This window comes from Sediminibacter sp. Hel_I_10, from assembly GCF_000688335.1.
GTDB lineage: Bacteria > Bacteroidota > Bacteroidia > Flavobacteriales > Flavobacteriaceae > Psychroserpens.
Genome location: NZ_JHZX01000001.1, coordinates 4056365 through 4081119, shown reverse-complemented (window position 1 = coordinate 4081119; position 24755 = coordinate 4056365). Strand labels below are relative to the sequence as shown.

The 24755-nt window shown below is 34.3% G+C and carries 23 protein-coding genes; all 23 read right to left on the bottom strand.

What is annotated here, in order from left to right; genetic code table 11:
* Positions 1 to 588: 588 nt before the first annotated feature.
* Positions 589 to 1383 (bottom strand): hypothetical protein, encoded by a 795-nt coding sequence (locus P176_RS0118390; protein ID WP_026756077.1) that lies wholly within the window; start codon positions 1381 to 1383, stop codon positions 589 to 591.
* Between the two features lie 219 nt (positions 1384 to 1602).
* Complete coding sequence (locus P176_RS0118385) at positions 1603 to 2904, bottom strand: hypothetical protein (RefSeq protein ID WP_026756076.1); 1302 nt, start codon at positions 2902 to 2904, stop codon at positions 1603 to 1605.
* A gap of 342 nt (positions 2905 to 3246) precedes the next feature.
* Positions 3247 to 3888: a hypothetical protein gene (locus P176_RS0118380; RefSeq protein WP_026756075.1), complete on the bottom strand. Its 642-nt coding sequence runs from the start codon at positions 3886 to 3888 to the stop codon at positions 3247 to 3249.
* Between the two features lie 160 nt (positions 3889 to 4048).
* Positions 4049 to 5347, bottom strand: a complete 1299-nt coding sequence (locus tag P176_RS0118375; protein WP_026756074.1) for an amidohydrolase family protein — start codon at positions 5345 to 5347, stop codon at positions 4049 to 4051.
* A gap of 73 nt (positions 5348 to 5420) precedes the next feature.
* A complete protein-coding gene (locus P176_RS0118370; protein WP_026756073.1) occupies positions 5421 to 6227 on the bottom strand; it encodes an AraC family transcriptional regulator in 807 nt (268 codons plus the stop codon).
* A gap of 338 nt (positions 6228 to 6565) precedes the next feature.
* The gene (locus tag P176_RS0118365; protein WP_156033169.1) at positions 6566 to 8011 is read right to left on the bottom strand and encodes a hypothetical protein; all 1446 of its coding nucleotides are present in this window, start codon (positions 8009 to 8011) and stop codon (positions 6566 to 6568) included.
* Between the two features lie 88 nt (positions 8012 to 8099).
* The gene (locus P176_RS0118360) at positions 8100 to 8642 is read right to left on the bottom strand and encodes a hypothetical protein (protein WP_156033167.1); all 543 of its coding nucleotides are present in this window, start codon (positions 8640 to 8642) and stop codon (positions 8100 to 8102) included.
* A 163-nt stretch (positions 8643 to 8805) separates the two neighbouring features.
* Positions 8806 to 9669 (bottom strand): TraB/GumN family protein, encoded by an 864-nt coding sequence (locus P176_RS0118355; protein ID WP_197022185.1) that lies wholly within the window; start codon positions 9667 to 9669, stop codon positions 8806 to 8808.
* A gap of 166 nt (positions 9670 to 9835) precedes the next feature.
* Positions 9836 to 10663: an IS3 family transposase gene (locus tag P176_RS0118350; protein WP_026755578.1), complete on the bottom strand. Its 828-nt coding sequence runs from the start codon at positions 10661 to 10663 to the stop codon at positions 9836 to 9838.
* Between the two features lie 23 nt (positions 10664 to 10686).
* Positions 10687 to 11070, bottom strand: coding sequence for a helix-turn-helix domain-containing protein (locus P176_RS19825; protein WP_037348990.1), 384 nt, complete (start codon positions 11068 to 11070; stop codon positions 10687 to 10689).
* 208 nt (positions 11071 to 11278) lie between these two features.
* On the bottom strand, positions 11279 to 12616 hold the full coding sequence (locus tag P176_RS0118340) for a nucleoside hydrolase-like domain-containing protein (RefSeq protein ID WP_156033165.1): 1338 nt from the start codon (positions 12614 to 12616) through the stop codon (positions 11279 to 11281).
* A gap of 248 nt (positions 12617 to 12864) precedes the next feature.
* Positions 12865 to 13491 (bottom strand): hypothetical protein, encoded by a 627-nt coding sequence (locus tag P176_RS0118335; protein ID WP_026756068.1) that lies wholly within the window; start codon positions 13489 to 13491, stop codon positions 12865 to 12867.
* A 329-nt stretch (positions 13492 to 13820) separates the two neighbouring features.
* A complete protein-coding gene (locus P176_RS0118330) occupies positions 13821 to 15260 on the bottom strand; it encodes a S41 family peptidase (protein ID WP_026756067.1) in 1440 nt (479 codons plus the stop codon).
* A 72-nt stretch (positions 15261 to 15332) separates the two neighbouring features.
* Entirely contained in the window at positions 15333 to 15917 is a 585-nt protein-coding gene (locus P176_RS0118325) for an outer membrane beta-barrel protein (RefSeq protein WP_037349058.1), read from the bottom strand.
* Positions 15918 to 16229: 312 nt separating this feature from the next.
* Complete coding sequence (locus P176_RS0118320) at positions 16230 to 17342, bottom strand: porin (protein ID WP_026756065.1); 1113 nt, start codon at positions 17340 to 17342, stop codon at positions 16230 to 16232.
* An 11-nt stretch (positions 17343 to 17353) separates the two neighbouring features.
* Positions 17354 to 18022, bottom strand: coding sequence for a TrkA family potassium uptake protein (locus P176_RS0118315; RefSeq protein WP_026756064.1), 669 nt, complete (start codon positions 18020 to 18022; stop codon positions 17354 to 17356).
* Positions 18023 to 18046: 24 nt separating this feature from the next.
* On the bottom strand, positions 18047 to 19606 hold the full coding sequence (locus P176_RS0118310) for a TrkH family potassium uptake protein (protein WP_026756063.1): 1560 nt from the start codon (positions 19604 to 19606) through the stop codon (positions 18047 to 18049).
* A 9-nt stretch (positions 19607 to 19615) separates the two neighbouring features.
* The gene (locus P176_RS0118305) at positions 19616 to 19981 is read right to left on the bottom strand and encodes a hypothetical protein (RefSeq protein ID WP_156033163.1); all 366 of its coding nucleotides are present in this window, start codon (positions 19979 to 19981) and stop codon (positions 19616 to 19618) included.
* Positions 19982 to 20331: 350 nt separating this feature from the next.
* Complete coding sequence (locus tag P176_RS0118300; protein WP_026756061.1) at positions 20332 to 21009, bottom strand: response regulator; 678 nt, start codon at positions 21007 to 21009, stop codon at positions 20332 to 20334.
* Entirely contained in the window at positions 21002 to 22084 is a 1083-nt protein-coding gene (locus P176_RS0118295; RefSeq protein WP_231481297.1) for an ATP-binding protein, read from the bottom strand. Before P176_RS0118295 ends, P176_RS0118300 begins: the two co-directional genes overlap by 8 nt.
* Before the next feature lie 525 nt (positions 22085 to 22609).
* Entirely contained in the window at positions 22610 to 23203 is a 594-nt protein-coding gene (locus tag P176_RS0118290; protein WP_026756059.1) for a hypothetical protein, read from the bottom strand.
* 232 nt (positions 23204 to 23435) lie between these two features.
* The gene (locus tag P176_RS19820) at positions 23436 to 23792 is read right to left on the bottom strand and encodes a hypothetical protein (RefSeq protein WP_051605566.1); all 357 of its coding nucleotides are present in this window, start codon (positions 23790 to 23792) and stop codon (positions 23436 to 23438) included.
* Positions 23793 to 24144: 352 nt separating this feature from the next.
* On the bottom strand, positions 24145 to 24660 hold the full coding sequence (locus P176_RS0118280) for a hypothetical protein (RefSeq protein WP_026756058.1): 516 nt from the start codon (positions 24658 to 24660) through the stop codon (positions 24145 to 24147).
* Positions 24661 to 24755 lie beyond the last annotated feature (95 nt).

Genomic DNA, 24755 nt, shown 5'->3' with positions numbered 1-24755 from the left:
TTTACATAATATAAATTATAGGACTGTTGTTATCATAAATAAATTAGTGAATAGAACTTTTTCTGTTCTATTTTACATAGTTGTAGATATGATGCCTTTAGGTTTATATCTACAGACAAATCGAATTTAGGAGATTCACGAACTCTAACAATTAAATTAAAATGCGTGAGTAATTATGTAACAGCTATTTTACGACCAACTGATCATTAAATATTATTAAGCTATAATTAGCCGTTATGCAAAATATTCGCTGCTAAGCGCTAAATTGTTTTATAAAATCAAATTGCTCTGGCAATTTACGCTACACAAGATTATAATTTAGATCATATTAAAACGGAGCATCTTTTGAATCATGTATATATTGTGCTAAATAATCTTTATTCATTACTTCAACTAAAAACTTTTTTGCACCTACGGTTTCAACTTTTATAGCAATTACCTGTGAGATTGCTTGATTTGCTTCATAAATAGTGCTAGGTCTGCCCTACTTTATAAGCGACGTTACCCCGAGGTTGATATGGGATAGACCCGATGTTGATACGGCTTTACTACGGGTGAAACCCTAATAAGGTACGGTTACGCTATGGTTTACCATACGGCAATGCACTGCGCGGCCTGTTGGCTTGACAAAGGCTGAAACTGTTTTTGGTGGAAATGTAAATAAGAGATGCCCAACCAGATCGTTATTGCTAAGTCGGGCGGAAGATTGCCTAAGGTTGGTGTTATAGGTCTCAGGTTGATGTTGAGATGTTCTGTATGACACGATAAGGGCTTGGTGTATTTTGTATTACTTAAACCGATACTCTCTGGATAGTCCGTTTGGTATTGTTGTATCTCTGGTTGCCATTGGTAGTTGGGTACTAGGCTGAGTGTAGCGGTCAATTGAAAATGGGTTGCTGAGCTTGGGCATATTCTGAGCTGGTTTGGGCTAATCTTTTCAATACTGATGCTTGCCCTACTGCGATCTTGATTTATGGATACCTGTGGTGTGGCGAGATATGCTTCTGAAAAAGAATGGTATTTGTTGAGCTCAAAGCCGATGAGCGCTTCTGGGCAGTTTTGTAGATTGGCTTCCCGTTCTCCTTTGGCACCACTCCCCTTTTGGATGATCTTACGGCAGATTCCAGACATACGGCTTGCCATATACGTATCTCTACATCTCGCAATTGATGAGGGCAAACCTTGGCGTATTGCTTTAGAGAAATGGGAAGCCATGCCAAACTCTTGGTTGTTTTGCTTGACGGGTTTAAACGCAGGATCATTAGCAATGCGCTCTTTTGAGGGCCCTACGGCTTTACGTGAGATGAACTCTCCATTACGTTTGTAATAGCATACGCCGTTTATGGTGCCTACTATTTGAAAAATTCCTTTTTGCTTAGGCATTTGGTGTTGAGTTGGTTATGTTAAGTTAAGATAAGAAAAAATTGAATTGGTTTGTTGATTGGGATGCGATTTTTGCATTGTGAATGATACATCGGAAGGCACATTTTTTTATAATTGGTAAGTCATTCTTTAAAACGAGCGCTAGCTAAAAAATGTCGGAAATAAAAAAAGCCACCTTTTTAAAATAGGTGACTTCTTTGATAGGTGTTGTTATAAATTTTAATTTCCGCTAATCATATGTTCAAATGCAGCATACTCTAATTGAATGATCGAAGCTTCTGAATCTTGAAATTCCTGAATAACCGCATTATAATCGTCGCTGTTATTTAAAACAATTCCATTGCGATGAGCTTTGAGCCTCGAGAAAAACTTTACTTCAAACCACACTTTATCTAATACTTCCTGTTCTTCAGCAGTTAGCTGATCATCCCCATCAATGATGAAATTCATTTTCTTTCTGGCTAAATTTTTAATTTCATTAGCTGCATTATCGTTGGTAGGCACATTACGTAAGGCCCCTACCATATAGAGTATTTTACCGTAATGCACTTTTTCAACATATTCATTTCCGTATTTCAGTTCGAAAAGGGCAGGATCCTGTTCCATTTCGTCAGTTAGGGACAATCGTTCTTCATAAGGAGGGAGAAAGTCACTGCTACCCTCTTTATACCTATAATTTAAAGTAAGAACTTGATCTTCGGTAACTGGATACTGTTCAATTATCGATTGGTAAAGTTCTGAGCTGACTGCAAATTTCGTGGCAAAGGTATTATTAGGAGCGTAAAATTCGTAAAAGTCACGATATTGAGGCACGTCTTCGATGGGGTTGGCATTGTTTTGCCAAATAGCATTATGAGAGAAAGCTTCACTAATTTCGCTATAGTTGCCTTCAGGATTGGCAAAGGGATTAGCCAGTGGCACCTGGTTGTTCGTGAGTATTGCGGCACCAATACTTTCGGTGTAAGGATAGACTGCTTCTAGAATGGTTGCTCCGTCTTTTATAATCGTAACTGCTCTGGTCCCTTCAGTTTTGTTGTAAATAGTTGAACTTGTTCCGCTATTATTGGCACTTGTAAATTCTACGGATATAAGGTCACCTTCTTCATAAGTATACACTGAAAAGCCTTTCTCGCTGTAAACTTTTTTCTCTGAAGCCAGTCCATTCTCATATGCGGTCTCAAACCATAGATCACCTTCAGGAGTATAATATTTAGACCAAAGCGGTTTATTGTCTTCACTGCGGCTCACTTCCATGTATACATGTTGTTGCGGAAAGCTGGAATAGATTTTAGCAGATTTTATATAACCGTTCTCATAATATTCAAACTCCTCATATGGATTTTCAAGATTGTCTACTCGTTTAGCCTCTTTGATCCAGCCATTGGGATAATTGCTGCTAATCTGGAAATAATCATTGGACTCGATGGAATAATCGGTTTGGGGAAAACTATCATCTTTTTGGCAGGAAGACAACAACACTGTAACTGCTAATAGCAATGATCGAAACATAACATTGTTCATAAAATGGGGGGTTAGGTTTTAAAAAATACATAATAGAAAAGGTTCTATTATAGGTTATTTATTGGTGAAATGTTAAACCATAATAATGCCGCAATATATGGTTTTAACCATTCTGTTTTGAAATATAACTGAAGTATTCTTAATAGAATTTAGATCCTTTGTTTTAAGTTATTGAAGTCGAATTGTCGTTTTTTAGCTTGTAGGTAGTGTAATTGATTATGGTTAGTTGTGTTGGTAGGCAACTAAAACAGTAAAAGAAACTGAGCTAGAGGGAAATCCGAAGGACTTTTGTTGTAATCGTGAACCAAGTAATTAATTATATCCATCTTTGGCGTGTCGTTTTTATTCAAAACCAAATTCTTCATTAAGATAATTTTTTGCAGTTTCTGCGTTATCAACAAGCATTTGTGCAAGTGAAATAATACGCTTTAATCGATGCTGTAAAATTTTTATTCTCTCTTTAGGTTCATTAGCGTCTAATTTATAGAAATAATCCATTCCTTCTTCATAGTGGTCTGTAATGTCGTTTTCATATTTTAGGTTGAAGCTTTCAATTTCATCTAAAAACATTTGATGGGAAGTATTAAGGTTTGCTAATCCTTTAAATAATTCGGCATCTATATTTGTTAGTCTACCACTATTTGATAAGGCATTGATAATCTCTAAATGCCAATAATCGCCATATAGACGGTTATGCGCAGGTATTTGCTTGATAGCAATAAGACTATCTAGATCATTTTTTATTCTCTGAAATAAATTGATAAACCCTTTTTTATTTTCTTCTCGACCTGAAATATAGAACGCGTTCAAATCTTCATATATGGCACGATACACCTGAACCTCCTCTTCCTGTTTATTTTGCTCTTCTTTTCTCGCATTCAACCAAAATGCTAGAAAAACCCCAATAAAGACAACAAAAAAGTCAAAAAAATACTTAGTGGTTTTTGGTATCAATAACCTCATTTTTTTTAATAGTGTTTTCATTTCCGTTTTGTTAAAAAATTGACGCCAATGTATAACATTTAAGATTATTAGCTTGATTTAAACATCTAAATCAGCAAATAAATAATAGTTGTAAATCTCAAAAGAACGTCCTTAGATAGGCAATTCATAGAAATTAGTTTTATACGGTTTTAGCCAGTATCTACTCTTTTTCAACATAAATTTCACCGTTCTTCATCACAAAGACGACATTGAAAATTGTATTTGAAAAGTCATGTTCCAGATCACCTTTTACAGCAATAATATCGGCATAAGCACCTTCTTTTAAAATCCCGAGTTCATCTTCTTTACCCATAAATTTCGCTGATAAGTAGGTTGAGGATTGCAGAATATTAAAAGGTTTCATTCCTTCTTCTTCATACGATATAAGGATATTTTTTGCAGCTTCTCCTTGCGGCATCTTAAAATCAATATAGTTGTCTGACCCTGTTAAGATGGTCACTCCTGCTTTAATGGCTCTTTGCAACCTGTCTTGATAGTTATCTTTAATACTTTTAATTGCAGCATCTCTGTCTCCTTGATAATCTAAGATATCATAAGCTTTGTGATACAGCGGTTTGGAGATGTCTGTAGGGATTAGTGCTACGCCTTTTTTTGCCATAAGCGTTAATGTGGTATCTGAAATTTGATAGCCATGTTCAATTCCGTCGACACCAGCGTTTACAGCTTCCCAAACCGCCATGTCGTATGTGGCGTGCGCTGTAACCTTTCTGTTATACCGATGCGCCATTTTAACGATGGCTTTCATTTCGTCAATGGTAAGACTCGTATTGTTTGGTGAATTATTAGCACAAATCTTGATAAGATCTGCACCATAGTTTACGTGTATTCTTACTGCATTAATAGCATCATCTACATTCTTAATTATGGTATATTCGTCTTTAATTACTCCGCGTTCACTTTTTAACAGACCAAAAACCTGACCACCTTCAGAAGTGATAATCGGTCCCGAGACAAACATTCTAGGACCAACAGTTGTTCCTTCATTAATGGCCCTTTTTAGAGCCACATCAAGAAAGGGACCAGAATCCCCTAAATCTCTTACTGTTGTAAAACCTGCTTCCAGCCAGGTCTTAGCTCTATTGGCACCTCTAAGAACTCTTAAGGCATCTCCTTCAAATAATACTTTTTGAGCCATAGGATAATCATCATTTAAGTCATCTAGCGTCATTAAATGGGTGTGACCATCAATTAATCCTGGGAGCACAGTATAATCACTTAAGTCAATCACCTTTCCATTTTTAGGAATGGTGATATTTTTTCCAATTTCAGTTATTTTGTTATTCTCTATTTTGATGATGTAATTTACAAGGATTGTTCCATGCTCTGAATCAAATAACTTTCCTGCCTTGATAAAAGTGGGTTCCTTTTCTTGATTGGATTGTGCGTATAGATTTAGGATCATTGTGATTAAAAAGACGGAACATAATAACTTTTTCATATAAAATCGATTAGAATATTTCTACAAATTAAAGTATCTCTAGCATGATTAAATTGTAAAAATGGAAACTACCTTATATAAATAACCAGGCAATATCCTTATTTGAATCTATGTTTCTAAAAAACGAACTGGGTTTGATGTTGGTAAGTGATTTGAATTCTTTTATAAAATGAGATTGGTCGTGAAAAAGACTTTTATAGGAAAGCTCGGTGAGATTATTTACGCTCTTAAAATCTAACAAGGCTTTTCTAAATTTATATATTTTTCGATATTCCGAAGGTGTTTTGCCCAAATTCTTTAGAATGAGCTTATTTAGATATTGTCTTGAAATTTGGTATTTTTCAGAGATTTCACCAATACTAAGTTCGCCTTCTAAATCACGCAATAACGTTTCTAATCTATCCAATTCAACAGCTCTAAATTTTGATAACCAATACTTTTCTAGTTGTTCAATTTGCTGGTCTCGGTTGCTTATGTCAAAAATCAGTTGCATTTCAAAATTAAAATCATTGAAAGGTTGAAAATTTGTACAAGATCCCTTGTCAAAATATTCTGAAATGTTAGGGACAAATCGGTTTATTCCCAGAGGATTAAATTTAATGGTTATTTCATTAGTTGGTTCTTGATAGAAGACTTCATACGGCTTGGTATATCTAAACACTACATCGGTAACTATATTTTTGTTTTTTGAAGGTGTTACCATTATTTTTTCAAAATCAAATTGAACATTAGCATCCTGGCTTGTGCTGACAATGAGATTATTAGTGGGAAACGTTAAATAATGGATGGGTAACCTAGACTCGCTTTTGGTCATAAAATAATAACCAGCAATATGCTTTTTTAAGGTTTTATGTTTTGGTTTGTAATGTTGTACGTTCATTTTTTATTTTATCGAGCTCTCGTAGCAGACGATTTTATAAAATGAGCTGGGCTACAGTCAGCAAATAAAGCACAGATAGAGGATGCGAGGACTGTTTTAAACTGGCTTAAATTAGCAATTCATTTTATGCGGTGTTGTAAATAACTATTTTTTATTTTCAAATATTTCTGATAGTTTATCATAATCAACTGTAGTGTCTGAAATTCGAAAATAACAATATTCAGCCATTCGATATGCCATTACTTTTCGGTTTTTATGAATCCAATAAATAATAAGTAAAAGGTTCGTTTCCCTCAGCCTTTGACAGCATTTTATATAGAGTGTACTAGCCAGTTTTATTATTTTTTTTGCATAATTTCAAATTCACTATATTTAGTTTTCAAGTCCATTAAATTGGTTGGTTTATTTAATAAGTACATGTCAAAAAACTGTAATATGGCATCTGTGGTTATCATGTATGCTCTGTTGGGGTTTATCGTTCCCGCTTCGTTTATAAGTTGCAAATTAACCATCAATGGAATGTCCATAAAGCTAGCGTGACCACTATTATTAATTTTGGCTTTATAAAAAGCGGCAGAACTTCCATTTCTAAAGGCATATTTATTAAAATTGGGATGAGGAGGTACCCATTCAGAAGACATATAAAGAAAAGGTTTGTTGAGAGTTGAATCTATCATATTTCCCCATTGTACACCATCTAAATTTAAACCAGCAATTATTCTATCATCTTCTAGAAGTGATTGGCCTATTGCAGAAGCTCCTTGAGAATGCCCAAAAACGCCTATTTTATTTGTATCTAAATGATTTGCTAAAAATGACGATTTGTTCCAAGTTTTTAATGTATCAATTACTGAAGTAATATCCTTTGACCATCGTTTTGTTATCTCTGAAGCAATATAATTTTTCAAGATATTTTGTGAAACTGTAAACTTTTCACTTTCAGTTTTAGCATTGTTAAAATCTTGCTGACTTTTCCACGCTAATTCGGCCATTTCTTGAGTACTAACGTATTTTTCATCATACTCTTTACTGTAGAGCTTTATTGTACCGTCAGGAAACAAAGTGCCTGTGCTTTCATAAGTATGATTAATATTTAAAACAATATAGCCGTGACTTACAATCTCTTCTATAATTGCATAATAACCTGAAGCTTTAGAATAAGAACCGTGAGAAAAAATTAAAACAGGGAACTTTTGGTTTGCTACTTTAGGGGATCTATAAGTGTGTGTTTCAACATAATTTAAATAATTGAAAGTCGATTTTGGTAAGCCATATTTTTCAGCAAAACCAATTCTATCGCCATCATTTAGATAAGGTTCTTTATCTTCATCTTTGATATTTGCAGGATACCAAACCTTGATCATGAGCTCTCTTTTATCATCAGTATTCTCTGTGATTTGTTCGGCTCTATCTGTTTTTAAATGCATATAGTCTGAACCTATTTTATATTTTCCAGTTGGTGTGGGTAAACTAAAAACAGGCAGAATGTTAGGTAAACTCCAAGCAAGTAATAGCAATGCCGAGAATGTTAATCCACTTATAATTTTTTTAATCCATCCTCCATTAAAAAATGCATACGCTTTGTAAAGACACCAAACTAAAATTAGATTTATTAAATAGCACGGCATCATTTGCCATCTGTATCCTTCGAGAATAAAATGTAGGATAAAAACTCCTCCAATAATTATTAATGGAAATTTTTTGCTGAGTTGATAGCCTTTAGTTGAAATGTACAAAGGAAAAATTGAACTAATAAGGAGTAAAATGATTTCAAATAGTCTCATGATATTATTTTTTAACAAATAACCATCTTGCTGCTTTACGTTCAAAAATTAGGTCATAGACAAATGATGGACAAGGGTATAATTATCACTATGTCAGATTCAAAAGCGCTGTGAAAATATCATCATTAGAGGTAAGCCCTAATTTTTTTCTCAACCTATATCTAGCTTTATTTACACTATCTTGAGTAATATTTAATATTTGCCCTATTTCTTTTGAACTTAAATTTAACCTGATTAGGGCGCATAGCTTTAATTCATTTGCAGAAATATTCGGACTTATTTTTTTCAAAGATTGGCTAAAATTTGGATAGATTTTTTCAAAATCGGAATAAAAGAGAATAAGATTAGGGCTATTTGAATCTGGTTGCGCTATTTCATATAGATAATCACTTATATCTGTTTTTAATTTTTTTATGTCCTCTTCTTGAACTGATAATTTGAGTTCATTTTTTTTTCTGTCTAATTGACTGTATTTAAAAATCTTTTTCTCGTTTCTAGATTTGATTCTATTCAGTTGCTTTTTTCTCATAAAAAAAGGAATAATAATGAATAAGATCATACATAGGGCTAATGCAGATATAAATAAAATGCAGAAGATAAACCAAGTATCAGTATTAACTCTAAAATTCATTAAATAGACGTTTTTTTTAAATTACTGACGGTAATGTATATGAGCTGTGGCGTGTTTTAGTACGAATCTTTGGGATAAAAACCTGCCTTTGGAAAATCAGAAGATTTCCAAATTGGCACAGACCAAGCAAGCCATAGCTTATATATGTTAGCTGCTGCTCTTGTTACAATTTTACAGGATTTACTTCGTATCCGTTTTTTCTTAGTTGTTCAATAATTCCGCATTGTCCTTGCAGATGAAGTAAACCTACTGCGATAAATGCTGAATTATAATTTTTGATTGCATTTTCTATTATTGGCATCCATTTTTCATTTCTGTTTGATAAAATTCCATCATTTTCTGCACATTTAACTTCAAACTGGTAATCTAATTTCATTTTCATATAATTTTTTGCCATTGCACAAACCCTTTTTTTAAATTTATTTTTTTGGAATTTACTTTCCAAATTAGAGAATGCGTTTTTTGCTTTTTCCCAAGTCATTTCCTCATTATTTACAATATTGATGGCATTAAATTGGTCCGAACGACTCTCTAAGCCTAAAATTTTACTTTTGTCTTGATTGACCATTGATTGCAGATATTCATCCATATGCTCGGATGTGTCGTTTGAGTTTATCGTTCCACAATTTTTTTTTGAGTATTCTTGTTCTAATCGTACCAAAAGCTCGGCTGGTTTGTGTTTACTAATCGGAACTTCCCAATTCGCAGTGTATTCTTCTAAAAAGTCAACATCATCTTTGTTTAGATATTCTCTGTATGAAAAATCATCGGTTCTGTTTAGCATAACTTTGGTGATGTTTTCATATCTATCTTCTATGGATTCGAAAATGACAATGTCGGATTTATTTAACAATCTTTTTATTTCAGGTCTATCGTCAATAAATGAATTTCCCATTTGATGAAATGTTCCCAAAATATAAGATGTTTTCTCTGAATCGGATTTATTTATAGACCAGAGAATTGTGTTTTGTGCGCCAATAAGATTTGTAATTAGTAAAAGCACTAATGGTAATACCATTTTTTTCATTTCATTTCGATGTTTTAAATTTATGACCGAGATTTTTGTCTTGTCCTGAAATAGGTTGACCATTTTTTGGGTTAAAAAGTCATTATAAATGTCTAAAATTTACAGGGAACATTGACAACTTTTTTCAAATAATTCCCTTCGGGTTTTAAAAAAGTTGCCAACATTCCTAGGCCGTTTTCTTTCTGTATGACCTGTACTTTATTGGGTTGTATTTCTTGTGGATACATTCAGGTGTTTCGAGCCCCAGGCTCCAATGGATTCTTTGCTGGTTGTATATCCGTGTTGCCTGTTTCATGATTAGCCTTGCGATATCTACGCTCTTGATTGTTTTCTTGAGTCCGAACTCATACTTGAGTATCCCGTTTATCCTTTCTGCCACTGCGTTCTCATAAGGGTCATACTGCTGGGTTGTGCTAAGTATAAAGTTGTTTTTCTCTGCAAAATCAGTGAACTCTGGACAACAGTACTGTATGCCCCTGTCCGAGTGGTGAATGATGTTCTCGTGCTTGAATTCCATGTTCTTTATGGCCATGTCCAGAGCCTTTACGACCAATGTGGCCCTCATATTGTCGTCCAATGCCCAACCCATTAGTTTCTTAGAGTAGGCATCTGTTACCAGTGCCAAATAAGCGTGACCGTCATCTGTTTTTATATAGGTTATATCGCTGACAAATACCTGTTCGCTATGGGTAATTTCCAAGTCTTTTATGAGGTTTGGAGATTTGTATAACAGATGTTTGGAGTCTGTTGTAATATGATAGCGTTTGTTTTTTTTGATCAGCATTCCATAGGATCTTAGTAGGTCGAACAATGCATCTCTTCCCATTTTTATGTTGTTTTCCCTAAGTTCGCTCCCAATGTACTTGATCAATTTTCTACAACCTGATCTATAGTGGATCTTTCTTTTCTGACGCACAAGGTCCAGGACTGTTTGATCTCTTTTTTCTTTATCATGATTTGCCTTTAGACGTTTATAGTACGCCTGTTTGCTTATCCCGAAGCATTGATAGAGCCATTTTACCTTGTAAGGTCTTTTCTCTTTTTCTCTATCTCTTTTACTAATGCTTCGGGCAAGTACTTTTTTGAGAGATGCTCTCCCGTAACGTTTTCAAAGTCAGCTATCACGTCCTGTTGGAAGTCCTTGACGAACTCAAGTTCCTCGATGCGCTCTTTAAGTTTTTTGATTTCTTGGTTTTTACTCATTGTATTGGATTTGTTCTCGAAGTTACTCAATTTCTTGATCCAATACTCAATGGAGCTTCTGGGAATATTGTACTTGTTTGCAGCGTGATTGACGGAGGTCTGTCCGTTTGCAATTTCGTCAATGATGGAAAGTTTCAGGTCGAAACTTATTTTTTGGTACTGTTTTTTTCGGCAGGAGCCATTCTTTGGTGTTTCCATAGTGTACTAAAAGTGTTTAATTTTTAGTCAACCTATTTTAGGACGAGAGTATTTTTTGAGTTGCAGGTAACGGTTGAAGTAAGAACAGTTGCGTAGTTTAGTCTGTAAGATAGATAAAGAAAAACAACGTTAGGAAAGTCCCCAAGGACTTTCCGATGAATACAGACCTAGCAATTGTTTTAACACTGTGTTTTGTGCTGGCTTTTAATTATTCTTTTTTGTCTACATTTATTACAATTCGTCTATACGCAGTCAAAGCTGGAGTGCCGTTGTCAGTTATTTCTAAAATAAGATGTATTGTCTTGCCTGACGCCTCAGAAGGTACAAGTATTTTACATATTGATGAAGAACTTTCTTCTATTGTTATTGCACCTTTATATGTACTTGGTTCATTATAAACCGACCATTTATAATCCAGAGTATTTTCATCAGGATCATTTGATGCCGAAGCATCAAAAATCAAAGAATCTCCAGAAATCGCTTTTTTATTAATAACTTTCAATGAGTTATCGCCATCTACAATAGCTACGGGATGATGGTTTACAGCAGAATAGTTTTCTGTGGTAGTCCACAACATACGGGCTGCAAAATCATTAAAAATGTGTTGTTTCCAATTGTTTATGGCTTCAATGCCTTCTTCTGTACTGCCGTACATGTAATAAGGGTCATATTGTGTTTCATCTTTACCACTCTTGACAATAAAATCCATGCCGCGTATTCCACTTATTTTTTCTGTGGAAAATCGACCACCCCATCCTCCGTAATCTATGTGTTCTGGTGCGTTTAATCCATTGACATATACAAAAAGAAAAGCAGGAGTATCGCCTTCCGTGGCCCATACCCTGTCAGGATAATATTGTCCTAATGGCATTATATTCTGAACATTGTTCTTAATCCATTCGTCAGATGGAGCCCATCCATAGATTTTTTTGTTGCGTATATAAACAATGTCAGGAAAACTTTTTGCAATCCAAGCACCCGCATCATCTTGACCAAGCACATCGTAAATCCGAATTTTCTTTATGAATTCTCTTTGTTCATTTTTGCTTCGAGTATTCTTTACTTTCCAAAGGGCTTGTGCAAGAGTATTCATGCCTCCCCATCCAGAAATCCATACCGGTCGCTTATCTTCTTTATTGTCTACTACAGAAATAATCAGTTCTGAGCCAGGAGAGTCTTTTCCCTTACCGACACCAGACATATTAGATTTTGCTTGACCTCGCTTAGTGACTGACTTTAAATAGTTTCCCTCGGGATATCCTTGGGCTTGCTTTTTTAAGTTGGGTAATATGTCTTCATACCAATCTATAGATTCAATTATCTTGTCGGTCTTGTCAGGATCATCTATCCAAACTTGGGAGCTTACAAGGCCTTCAATGTCTATTACATTAGAGCAAACCAAAAGATGAATCATAGATTGGATATCATCGGGGTCTGTACCTCCAAGGTCGGTAGTAACAATGAGCCTTTGCTTGTCGCTTTGGTCAACTTGTGCTGTACAATAGTCTACGCACAGCAAAAATGTAAATAGAAATATATATCTCATTATTTGTATTAACTTTTATTTAATGTTATTCACACTGTTTATTTTTTCAGCTTGCACACAACGGTATTGTATATGGCTCGTAGCGTGCAAATTATAAAATTATTTTCGGATTAAGCACGAGCCGAATTTTTTAATTTTTCTTATTATCTTTTCTCAATAAGCCAAATTAAAAAATTTGGCAGACTAGCAAATATACCTTAACTTCGATTAATCAACTGCCTAGCTATGAGCTATATACGTTGTTGTGCTTAGTTTTTTTTATTCATAATTGACACTCCGTTTATTCCAATCAGTCCATATTTTTCATAGGCAGTTAATCCACGAATTACTTTTGTTTCGTAATTGTCAGGATTTTCTAGAACTTTGGCTAATGCTTTATTGAATCTCTTATTTTTTCTCGGTTCTCTTCTTATTAATCCATAACCATCTGTTACAAGCCTTTCATAAATATATTTTTTGTCGTCTATAAAAGCTATGGATTTTCGTTTTATCTTTTTTCTGTTTAATTGTCTTGACGTTACATAAACAGTTTGGTTTTTTGGGTCGATTAATTCCGAACCATCTTGGTAAAGGATTAATTCCATTTCGCTAAATGATTCAAATCCGAATTTCTTCGCTTTTGGTAATTCGAAAGAGTTGATTTTCTGGATTTTTATATAAATCGAATCTCCTCTTTTTTTATAAGTTCCAGCGAGGTTATAAAAGGGTGACATATGTCGACGAATACTGCCAATTCTGACTATGTTATTTTCGTCAAAATTCAGATTATGTTTTATTCCGCTTTCCGAGAATGATGTGTAAAAATCATTTTGCTTTTGTCCAAATGAATATTGAATTGTTAGGCAGATTATAATTAGTGCAACTGTTTTTTTCATTTTAAGATTGTCTATAAAATCAAATCTATCTTATTTTTGAAAATACTCAAATCCATAATGAGTAAACTCGTGTTTTGATTGAGCAAACAGGTTTTTTCCAAAATTAAGCACAACTCGTTATATCTCCTCAAATATAAGGTTTTACACCTTAAACTTACAGAGTAACACAACATTCTAAGGACAAAAACAAACCCACTCCCCTAACCTACTCAATTATTTTGTAACATAGATTCAAACTGTTTGCAACTTATAGCAGAGTTCTCGTGGAAGGTGCCTTTTGACTTAATTTTTACCACAGTGTATTGTTAACAACTGGCTTAAACACTGTCTTATTTTTTATCAATTAAGATTGACATATGTTCAATGGCGAATTTTAAGACATCCAAGTTTTCCTCGATATACACGTCTGGTGCCATACCATAAGGATCTATGGGGTTTTTAGCAACATCCTTTGCCCGTAGAGAGGAGGGATAATTAAGGTCAAAACAGTCTATTCTTCTCGTGAGCACATTAAACCCATCTATTATTCCGGCCGTGTTTTGCCCATAGAGAATTACCTTTTCACTCTGCCTTGTCCTGTAGACAAACGTTTCTCCTGAGCTAATGGTTTTTTTATTTATGAGCACTGCTACTTTTTGATGGGGCGCGTAAAGTGTATCTGGTATTGAGGTACTGGCATATTCATCTCCATCTGGCCAGAATACTGATCCTGTTAAAGAGGAGAGGTAATCATATTCTGCTTTGCCCTCCTCATCCAGTTCTTCAGGCTTACGGCCATCCAGAAAAATATCAATATTGCCTTTGGAGAGCCAGAGGCCGTAATTAGGTGTTTGAATAGGCCCAGATAATATGTAAGGAAAAAGGGGCTTATAAACGGCATCGTTACCTCCGTTGTTATCCCTTACATCAACAATATAAAAATCGGCATTGACCAATTCCTGATGATGTGCTTGTATTAAGCTGTCTACAAATGCTGGTTCTTTTTCATAGAAATTAGGGAAACGAATGTAGGGAATCTTTCCATCTATCATTCGAAAATGGAAATCACTATAAAGCTCTGCTTCCTCTGCTTTTGTAACTGTATGTGTATTTGACGGCCAAACCTTTACCCAATTGTTGAAATCGATCAATTCTAAGTGTTCCTGGTTTTGAAGTTTGCCCTTCAATTTTCGTCCGCTATTGTTGTCCATATAATACACCACCTCATAATCATTACCATATACTTGTTTGAGCTCAAATTTTAGATCTCCAAGTTTCCAAAGAACATTGGTACTGTTTAGTATAACACCAATAAATTCATTGTTAGCCTCTTTTTTTGGCATAATGCCCACTTCATAAGCCCCATATTTCCAAATCCCTAAGAGATCATTGTCTTTATGGGTTTTGGTTTTCTTTATGTTTTTTATTTGTTTGAGGAAAACGTTCTTATCCATCACGATGCTGCGTCTGGTGTCTGTAATGGCGCTGTTACCTTTGAATCTGATATAAGTATGGCCATCCCTAAAGAACTGGAGCCATTGTTCAAGTACAGGAAGGCATTCTTCTATGGCAGAAACACGATCGGTTTTTTTCCGAAACAGGTTTGTATTGGCATCATAAAGAGCTCTATTGGTCTCGGTGACCTTGATGTGAAATAACGCATAATCATTTTCATACACCTGAACGACTTTTTCAAATGTTTCTGCACAAGTACAGTCTTGGGCTCGTAAGGATACGGTGCCTAACGCTAAAAACGTGAGCGTAAATAACAGCCTTGACATTGTTTTCATTGAGAGATTTTATAGGATTGTGGCAAGTAGGCTTTCACTAGCAATTAATTTTTACATTGATTTAGGTAGTTTTTATAGTCGGTAACCTAGTCCGATTTTTAAAATATTAATATTTGAATTATATTTTATGTCAGGTACTTCGTTGTCAACGCTTATTTTTATAAAATCATACTGAACTTGGGCAAATAGTTTATTGGTTATGTCATGAGCTACACCTAAATTGAGGTTGACTCCATTTTCCTTTTCACTTGAACTCACAGAAAAATTATTTTGATTGTTAAATCTATAAACATCTGCTTTAGAATTTATTACAGAGTAGCCTAAGCCTAGAGAGGGATGAAGTTTAGTTATTGATTTCATATTAAATTCAGCATAGATTTTAGGACTGAAAATATAAGTTGTAACGTCAAAAGGTTGAACTCTGTCTCCTTTTGTGTTTTTATACATTCCTGCATTGAAAGCGGCACCAATACTAATAACCTCCAAATTCACGAAACGATATTTAAGTCCAGCGTCAATAATGCCGTTAAAATTTTTTCCGATAAAATTTTCGTCAATTGGAATTGGATAATTCAATTCAAGACTAAATTTCGAGTCTTGTGAAAATGATTTCATTGAAAAAATTAGTAGTAATGCCAATAATAATTTTTGCTTCATGGTTTTGTTTTTAATTAGCTACAACGGTCTAGTATAAACGTAGTTCGGGGGTTTCAAGGCACTTCACTTTCCGCCCACACTAAACTTTGATAGATGCCAAAATACTGAATTCTAGCCATACAACCCGCATTACGCTTATACATTGTTGTGCGTTCGTACTTTTTTTCGTTCGTCTGTTAGCGTTGGCAAAGACAGACTCTTTGACAAGTTTTGGCTTGTGTGTTGGCTGGTTCGACTTACCAAATGCGAAGCATTCATGAGCACTTTTGAGTTATAAACAACAGCGAATAATTGTTTGGCTTTTAGCGTTGGCTATTTGTTTAGAGTTTCCGAAAATTTGATTGCTATTGATGCTCCGATCATAAAGTTGTCGTTTGTGAAATTGTTTTTGGTTTCAAAAACGTTGTCTCTACTGTTTAGCCAACGACCTTCCATTCGGCAAATGATGTTTTGGGTTGGTGAATAGTCTAGATTTAATGAAAGTCCTGTGGTTTGGAAGCCATTCATTGTTCCTGTTGGGATTATTATTCCTGTCTCGTCTTGATAATACTCTGCTCTGATAGCAGTTTTCCAAGTGTCGTTAATCGTGTATTGTCCAATAATGACAGGGCTCAACCAAAAGTCGTAAGCGGAACTGTTTTTTGTTCGCTGTTGTGTTCCAATGTCAAAGCCTGTAATTAAATCAAACTTTTCAGTTAGTTGAAATTGACCATAAAAATTATTGAAATAGCGCATTCTTCTTGTGGTGTCTGGGTCATCAGTTCCAATAAATGTGCTCCAATTTAAAGTGACTTTATTAGTTGGGCTGAAATTCACTTGTGTTCCAAAAGATGGTAATGAATTGCCTTCCAATCTTTGAATGCGTTGCCAACCATTAACAATCAATCCTGCTATTTCCCATTTTTCATTTGGGTTAAAAGTCAGTTTTGCTCCTGTTAAAAAATAAGGTGAATTTTCAGCCAACAAAGAACGCGTCAAAGTCATGTTGTCCATTGATATAGCACTTTCAAAGCCAATATGAGATGGTAAAACACCTGCATCTAGCCAAAGGTTATTTTTCTTATTCAGTGAAATGCCAATATTCGCTTCAAAGATATTTTTCAAAAGACCTGGTTCTGCTGCATAATTGTCATTGGCATAAGTACCTGTTTGTAGTGCAAAATTGGCTCGGTATTTTACATGTTCAAAATCCATTTTTACAAGTCCCAAATTCAAGTTAAACTCGTTGTGTCGATTATGATTGAACAAGAACGGTTGTCTTTCTGTACCTTGTGGCTGATTAAAATCATAGACATAAAAAACGTCTGCAAAACCTGAAATACTCAATTGCGGTTTTTGGTGCCAAGTGCTATCCACTTGTGCCGATATGCTTGAACTTGAAAAAATTAGTGCGATAAGTATTTTTAACTGACAAATCTGCTTCATCTCCTATTGGTTTAATTTTTCTTTCCGAAAAGATTGGATACTTCTGTTACCTTTTTGCGTTGTGAAAGAACCACAACAATGTCTAATATTTCGATTTTAGTTTCGCCATCTGGAATGATAATTTGATTATTTCTTTTAATTAAAATGATGCGTGAATCGGATGGCAAAATTCTTTGTTTGTTCAATTCCTTAATTAACTTGTCGGCAATTTTAGAATCTTTTTCAACCTGCATTTCTAATAATTCATAACCATCTCCAAGATCTAAAAACTCTTTTACATTAGGTCCTTGAACAGCTCTGTACAAATACCTTCCATTTAGGCGGTAAGGACTTTCTACTGTATCTGTACCAAGTTGTTCAAAAACTGATAAATGCTCTTCATTGTTAACAGAACTTACCAAACGATTAACGCCTAATTGTTTCGCTAATAATATAACTAAAGAGTTAACAGCATCATCATTAGTGGTAACTATTATGGCATCTGCTTTTTCGGCATTGGCTTCTTTTAACGCTTCAATACTGGTTGCATCTGCGTGGATAACCACGCAGTCAAAATGGGAAGCGACCCAATCGGCTGTTTCCTTGTTTTTATCTATCACGAATACATCGTGATTGTCTTTTACTGCTGCTTCGATGACGTGTTTTCCGGTTCTTCCTGAACCAATAATAATGATATGCATAATGTTGTTATTTAGTTTTAAATATTAAACGATTTTTGGTTTTGTGCCATAGAATAGTACTCTCAATAAAATCAGAATGGGTATGATTTCTATTCTTCCTGCCCACATCTGTATGATGTAAACACCTTCTAAAATTGGATTCATACTTGGGTCAGTTATGCCCGAACTTAACCCAACCGTACCTTGTGCTGATGCAGACTCAAAAATGGCATCTGCCAATGTAAAATCGCCCGACATAAAATAGACTGTAAACAAGGTGGACACAAATACAAACAAGATGTATATAAGAGTGAAGATTCCTGCTCTAGATATTTCTGAACTCATCTCTTCTGGAAGCATTAGTTTATTATCAAAGCGTACAGACTTGATGGTGTTTTTAGATAGAAATAGTTTGTTGATATGCCATCTTAATCCTTTTTGTAGTAACAACGCACGAATTATTTTGATACCACCCACTGTGCCACCTGCCGAACCACCAACAATCATAGCACCAGCTACAATAAACAAAACAGATAGGTCATCCCATCCACCAATATTGGATGTTTGCCAACCTGTAGTTGTAAGCGCACTCACAAATTGGAACATTCCTTCTCTGAATGGGTTGGAAACTAATTCAGAGTTCATTAGAAATAAAGACAAAACCACACCGCCAATTATAGAAGCAATAATCATTGAACGCGTTTGAATGTCTTTCCATAATTCATTTATTTTTCGCTGAAAAATGAAACGATAGAAAAAAGGAATTGATAAACCACCAAGAAGCATTGGAAGCAAGAACAACATATCCATTTTAGCAGATTCATAGCCTGCAATACTGTCATCAAGCGTACTAAATCCGCCTGTAGATTGTCCTGTCATAGCGTGGTTGATAGCATCAAAAATATTTTCAGATAAGGGATAGTTTGGTAATATAAAGTAGGTGCCAATGGCAATGTAAACGAACATTGAAAGCGTCACGACAACATATACTTTCCAAATAGCTCTTGCAGTTTCTATTACATTGGTTCTTAATTTCGTACCGCTAGCTTCTGAACCATAAAGTTGAATGGCTCCTTGACCTGGCAAGTGTCTGAAAACTGCTATTGCCATTACTATAAATCCTGCTCCACCAACCCATTGAGAAAATGAACGATAAAACAAAATGGACTTACCAACCGAAGGTTCAATATAAGCCATTGTTAAACCCGTGGTAGTAAAGGCACTGGTGCTTTCAAAGAGACAATGCAGTGGATTTCGAAAATTCAATAAACTTGAAGTATAATCCATTCCAACGGGAACCAATTGTTGCATCACTTCAAATGGTGTAATATGAGCAATTACAAAATAGGGAATTGCTCCAAAAATCATTATCATAAGCCAACCAATGGCAGCTATGGCGAGTGAATGTTTTTCTTTAGGCTCTTCTGTTTTTTCAAAAAGTCTGTAAACCAAATACCCTAACAATGCTGTAAATGTTCCTGCAATAAGAAAACCTGCAAGGGAATACCATTCTTGATAGATGACGGCAAATATGGCTGGCACAAGCATTACAAATCCTAAAATAATTTGCAGACTAGCTACCTGTTTTATAAAAGTTTTGTACATAAAATTATATTAAGATTGTTGGTTATATTGGCTGGTCGAGGCTTCTTCTTTTAGCTCATTTAAGTGCGATTGAAGATTTGTAAGCTGAACAATGATTTTATCCTTACTTTCAATAGGAATTTGGATGTCTTGATAGAGTTGCTTCGCTAATTTCACGGTATTCTGATAATCAGGAACCTTACTTTTAAAATCCGTTTGGTTTTTAGCATTTACAAAACATTTCAAGCCTTTTTTTACTTTTTGATTGCATTGAAAAATCTGTTTTGCACTATTAGGATGGTCTTGTTCGTAAAGCATTGAAAATTCTACTACATCAAAGCAAACTTGAACAATCGTATCAGCCATTTTCTTCGAAATTGATATGTCACTATTCATCTGCTAATATTTATTTGTTTTTTAATGGTCAGATGGAATGCCGTTAATGTCATTATCAGTTGGTTTGCTGATCATGCTAATGGGCATTTCATAGCTTATAAAAATTAGAAATGGAAAATCGGAAATAGAGTTACACAGCAGTTCCTAAAACCACCATTACAATTGTGGGTATAATAAATGCTTGATTTCCTTATACCAATCGCCAATTGATTCGTAGGGTTGCCTTGTCCTTCATCATAGAAAATATCCCACTTCATCCTTTTGTATTTTTTTTGATACCACAAAGGTCAGATGAAAGCGATAAGTAAAAAATCAAGGATTGGTAAGTCTCTATAAAGATTTTATAAAGATTACTGAAAGCGGTAACCAACACCGCTTTCTGTGATTATGTGTTGCGGATTATTAGGGTTTTCTTCAATCTTTTTACGCAGTGTACCAACAAAGACGCGCAAATATTGTGTTTCGGTTTGATAGCTATAGCCCCAAATCTCTTTTAAAAGATATTGATGTGTAAGAACTTTACCTTCATTTTTAGCGAACAAAGCCAATAAATTATACTCTGTGGATGTGAGTTTTATGACTTCATTGTTTCGCTTGACAATTCGGGCTACCAAATCAATTTCAATGTATCCACAAATAATGACTGATTTGTTCTCGGTATTTTGGCTTCTTCTAATTGCTGAACGAATTCTTGCCAAAAGTTCGCCTGTGCGAAAAGGCTTGGTTAAATAGTCAGTTGCTCCATTGTCTAGCGCTGAAACAATATCGGTTTCATTATCCTGAACCGAAAGTATGATGATAGGGTTGTTATACCATTCGCGTAGTTCTTGTAAAATCTCGTGACCGCTTTTATCAGGCAATCCAATGTCGAGTAAAATCAAATCAGGTGGATGACTAGCTGACAAAATCAACCCTTCTTTTCCTGTACTTGCTTGAACTACTTTATAATCATTACTCTCCAAGTTTATTTGAAGCAATTTTCTGATTTGAGGTTCATCATCTATAATAAGTATTTCTGCTTTATTCATTTTCCAAATTTGTGTTTTTAGAAAATTCGCACGGAATTTTAATTAAAAATCTTGCGCCACCATCCTTTAAATTATCTAAAAGTACTTTACCGTTCATTGCTTCAGTAAAGCCTTTTACTATTGAAAGCCCTAAACCTGTTCCACCTGTGGCTGTTTGCTTCAAACGATAAAATTTGTCAAAAACATAATCCATTTCATTTTCGGGAAATCCTTTACCATTGTCAAATATTTCTATGAAACAATGTGTTAGATTGTGGTCGAGTTGAATTGTTATGGTCGTATTTTTAGGTGTGTGTTGAATTGCATTATGTATGAGATTGAATAGAATTTGCTCCGTAAGACCACTATCAATTTTGACTAATGGTAGATGTTCCTTTGATGTAAATACAATCTTGTGATGTTTCTCGTCATTTTCATTGTCTTTAATCGCAGAAAACACAAGCTCGTTCAAGTCGCACCAATCCACTTTCGGTTGAATAAAACCTGCTTCAAGTCGGCTCATACTTAAAAGGTTTTCGACTTGTCGATTTAGTCTAAAACTGGCAATTTCAATTTCAGAATAAAGTTCTTTACGGTTATGATCAGAAAGTTTGGTTGGGTTGTCTTTGATCGTGTCAATGGCACCAATTATTGTTGAAATAGGGGTTTTCAATTCGTGAGAAAGTGAGTTAAGTAGGGTGTTGTAAAGTTTGATAGCTTTTTCCTTTTCTTCTTGTTCTCTTTCCTTTCGTTCTACTTTTCTGATGTTGTATGTTAAAACTGCATTTATTGAAGCAATCACAAAATACATTAGAAACATCAAACCATCTTCTGCTGTACCAATATGTAAAGTGAAGGTTGGTGGAATAAAAAAGAAATTCCAAATCAATGCACTTAATAATGCCGATAGCAATACTGGAAAAATATCAAAAAGAATAGCATTTACTGAAACAACTAAAAGTAAAATAAGAGCAACAGCTTTGTAGCCAATAATGTCAACCGAAAAAAAACACAACACAGAAGTCAACACAATAAGTAAAACACTTATTAAGTATTGATTTTTCTTGCTATATTTTCTTGTTTTCAGTAAGTCCACATTTTTTGTTCAAATTTAGTGATTGAGTTATAAAGATTTCGTAAAGATGTAAGTCTTTCGAGCGTTGGAAGGATTACTCACTGAAAATTTATTTCTATCGGTGTTCGTGAACCGCTTACGCGGTTTGGCTCTTTTGGTTTTTCAGGGTTGAATTTGTGGGTCGGAAAAAAATATATGTGCCAATGAGCGTGGGGTTTTTATGACGCACAACATATTATATCTCCTCTAATATAAGATTTTACACCTTAAACTTACAGAGTAACACAACATTCTAAGGACAAAAACAACCCCACTCCCCTAACTGGATCAACTATTTTCTAAAATAGATCAAGATTGTTTGCAACCTGCCGAAGTGTTATCATGAACTGTTAATGCCTTTTTACTACAGTACGTTGTTGTATATGGTTTGTTGCGTGGTTGAGCAACTAAAATAGTAAAAGACAACGAACCGGAGGTAAATCCGTTGGATTTTTAGAGTATGTACAAGCCTAGAAATTAATTATATACGATAATACAAAACGTCTTTTATTCAATTGCATCTCCTTGGTTCGGTTTAGCTATAATAAATGCCCAATTTACATATTCAGGCACACTGTTTTTTTTGAAATAGTCGTCTCCCAATCCGATTATTTGATTTCTGAAATCAATTATTTCTAGATTCAATTCGTTGTCAATATGGAATTCAATTCCATTACTGAAATAAATAGGTTTGTTTTTATCAGTTCTGAAAATATACCAACTATTAGATTCCAATTGAGATTTCCTATTCACAATTAATGTTTCAGAAGTTTTATTCTTTATATAAATCTCGAAAGTATTCTCTTTAGATTTCTTCTCAAAATACTCAATTGTAGTAAGTCCGATTTTGCTCAAATCTTTAGGGTTACTTTTAAGTACTTTTTTCTGTTTAGATTTTGATGTAAACAAATAGATGAAATATGGAATAATTAAAGCTATTCCAATTGCTAAAGGGTATAACCTACTTAAATCGGAGTCTAAAGTTGTGTTTCGGTATCTTCCACTTCCACCAAAAATTAACCACAGCATTATAAATCCAATTATGGCGAATCCGATTAGTATTTTTGGAATTAAATTAGAAACTTTATTCTTTGTAATCATTCAGTTATTCGGACGTATGTTAAATGTTTTACAACTAGTTATATCTTCTCAAATATAAAACTTTACACCTCCAGATCAACAAATTAGATAAGATTTAACCCTCAAAAAACGACCCCACTCCCCTAACTGACTCAACTATGTTCTAAAATAGATCAACACTGTTTGCTACCTGTCGAAGTGTTCTCGTGAAATGGTAACGCCTTTTCACTTGTTTTTTTAGGACAGTACATTGTTATCCTTTAGTAATTGGAGACTCTTCTAAATCTAGTACCATTGAGCTTACTTCGATATCAAACCATTCCGAAAACATTTTGAATGTTCTTTTTTGTGGCCATTCGGTCTCGTCCATACACCAATCGTTTAGTTCATTTGAGAAAATTTTGTCGAAGTTGTTTTTTATCCAATGGCGTGTTTTTTGGTTGTTGTCCATTTCTCGTAAGAGATAAATATTGTTTTCATCGCTTTGGGTCATAGGTGCGTCATCAGGAAACACAGCGCTTACCCAATTAAAGAATGGTTGCTTTTGTTTTACGGTGATCGCATTTCTATTAATAAAGTCAAAGTAATAGGTTATTGGTTCTATATCCATTTTAAGTCTTTTTTTTGCTTTTGAATTTAATGTTGTAACACCATGATGTGTTCTTAATTTTGATAGACTAAATTATATTTTTTAGTTTCGAATTCATCTTTTTCTAAGATGTTTTTAATATCGAATTTATAATTTTAAATAGGTTGCTTTACGTTGTTGCATTCTTAACCTTACGGCATATCCCAGACATAAGGCTTTCCATATGGATGTCTTTTTATTGTAAGGTAGATGCCGGTAAGCCTTGACGAATATAGAAATGAATACTCTTTGATAAACTGTACGAGCACTCGTTTAAAACGAGCGCTAGCGAGTGGGGAATGCTAGCAGACGTTATTTTACTATCAATAAACCCCTAGCCATTTGGATAGGAAAACAGAATAAGTGGATTGAATAGACCATAAACTGGTTCTTTATTCTTGTAAAGTCTATACGAATTCAAATCAATTTCAACTTTTTCAAATTTTAATTCTTTTTCACCCATTAATATCAATATTTCTTCTGTTAAAGAGACAATATTTAAGACATATTGACCTACTTTAATTGTATTATCTTTCAAAGTATATTTATATCGATATGCATTACCATAGTAATACTGTGTTATGAAATTCTTATCAATTTTTACATAAATAAAATTCTTATCATTTGATTTATAATTTTTTCCATTTTCTGTTACGGATTTTTCAATTTCACCATCGTCACCATAGATGACTAATTCCCCAACATCAATCTTATTCTGATTTGATTCAGTTTTGTTTTCGATGAATTTCCAAGTGGATATTATATCAGAATTAATTTTACTTTGTCCGTAATTCAATATTCCGATCAGACTTACCAAAATAGTTAAAATCTTATTTTTAGAAATTTTCATTCTGGGGATTTTACTTTAATGTTTGCGAACGTACTTGTGTATAGTTAGATTTATGGTTAATCACTTAATTTAGCAAATAAAAACCAGAAGGATTT

Excerpts from the sequence above, each read along its gene's own strand:
- P176_RS0118320 (WP_026756065.1), bottom strand. The coding sequence starts at position 17,342 with ATGAAGCAGATTTGTCAGTTAAAAATACTTATCGCACTAATTTTTTCA.
- P176_RS0118310 (WP_026756063.1), bottom strand. The coding sequence starts at position 19,606 with ATGTACAAAACTTTTATAAAACAGGTAGCTAGTCTGCAAATTATTTTA.
- P176_RS0118325 (WP_037349058.1), bottom strand. The coding sequence starts at position 15,917 with ATGAAGCAAAAATTATTATTGGCATTACTACTAATTTTTTCAATGAAA.
- P176_RS19825 (WP_037348990.1), bottom strand. The coding sequence starts at position 11,070 with ATGGAAACACCAAAGAATGGCTCCTGCCGAAAAAAACAGTACCAAAAA.
- P176_RS0118365 (WP_156033169.1), bottom strand. The coding sequence starts at position 8,011 with ATGAGACTATTTGAAATCATTTTACTCCTTATTAGTTCAATTTTTCCT.
- P176_RS0118315 (WP_026756064.1), bottom strand. The coding sequence starts at position 18,022 with ATGCATATCATTATTATTGGTTCAGGAAGAACCGGAAAACACGTCATC.
- P176_RS0118280 (WP_026756058.1), bottom strand. The coding sequence starts at position 24,660 with ATGAAAATTTCTAAAAATAAGATTTTAACTATTTTGGTAAGTCTGATC.
- P176_RS0118390 (WP_026756077.1), bottom strand. The coding sequence starts at position 1,383 with ATGCCTAAGCAAAAAGGAATTTTTCAAATAGTAGGCACCATAAACGGC.
- P176_RS0118340 (WP_156033165.1), bottom strand. The coding sequence starts at position 12,616 with ATGAGATATATATTTCTATTTACATTTTTGCTGTGCGTAGACTATTGT.
- P176_RS0118355 (WP_197022185.1), bottom strand. The coding sequence starts at position 9,669 with ATGAAAAAAATGGTATTACCATTAGTGCTTTTACTAATTACAAATCTT.
- P176_RS0118330 (WP_026756067.1), bottom strand. The coding sequence starts at position 15,260 with ATGAAAACAATGTCAAGGCTGTTATTTACGCTCACGTTTTTAGCGTTA.
- P176_RS0118290 (WP_026756059.1), bottom strand. The coding sequence starts at position 23,203 with ATGATTACAAAGAATAAAGTTTCTAATTTAATTCCAAAAATACTAATC.
- P176_RS0118375 (WP_026756074.1), bottom strand. The coding sequence starts at position 5,347 with ATGAAAAAGTTATTATGTTCCGTCTTTTTAATCACAATGATCCTAAAT.
- P176_RS0118335 (WP_026756068.1), bottom strand. The coding sequence starts at position 13,491 with ATGAAAAAAACAGTTGCACTAATTATAATCTGCCTAACAATTCAATAT.
- P176_RS0118370 (WP_026756073.1), bottom strand. The coding sequence starts at position 6,227 with ATGAACGTACAACATTACAAACCAAAACATAAAACCTTAAAAAAGCAT.
- P176_RS0118360 (WP_156033167.1), bottom strand. The coding sequence starts at position 8,642 with ATGAATTTTAGAGTTAATACTGATACTTGGTTTATCTTCTGCATTTTA.
- P176_RS0118305 (WP_156033163.1), bottom strand. The coding sequence starts at position 19,981 with ATGAATAGTGACATATCAATTTCGAAGAAAATGGCTGATACGATTGTT.
- P176_RS0118380 (WP_026756075.1), bottom strand. The coding sequence starts at position 3,888 with ATGAAAACACTATTAAAAAAAATGAGGTTATTGATACCAAAAACCACT.
- P176_RS0118385 (WP_026756076.1), bottom strand. The coding sequence starts at position 2,904 with ATGAACAATGTTATGTTTCGATCATTGCTATTAGCAGTTACAGTGTTG.
- P176_RS0118300 (WP_026756061.1), bottom strand. The coding sequence starts at position 21,009 with ATGAATAAAGCAGAAATACTTATTATAGATGATGAACCTCAAATCAGA.
- P176_RS19820 (WP_051605566.1), bottom strand. The coding sequence starts at position 23,792 with ATGGATATAGAACCAATAACCTATTACTTTGACTTTATTAATAGAAAT.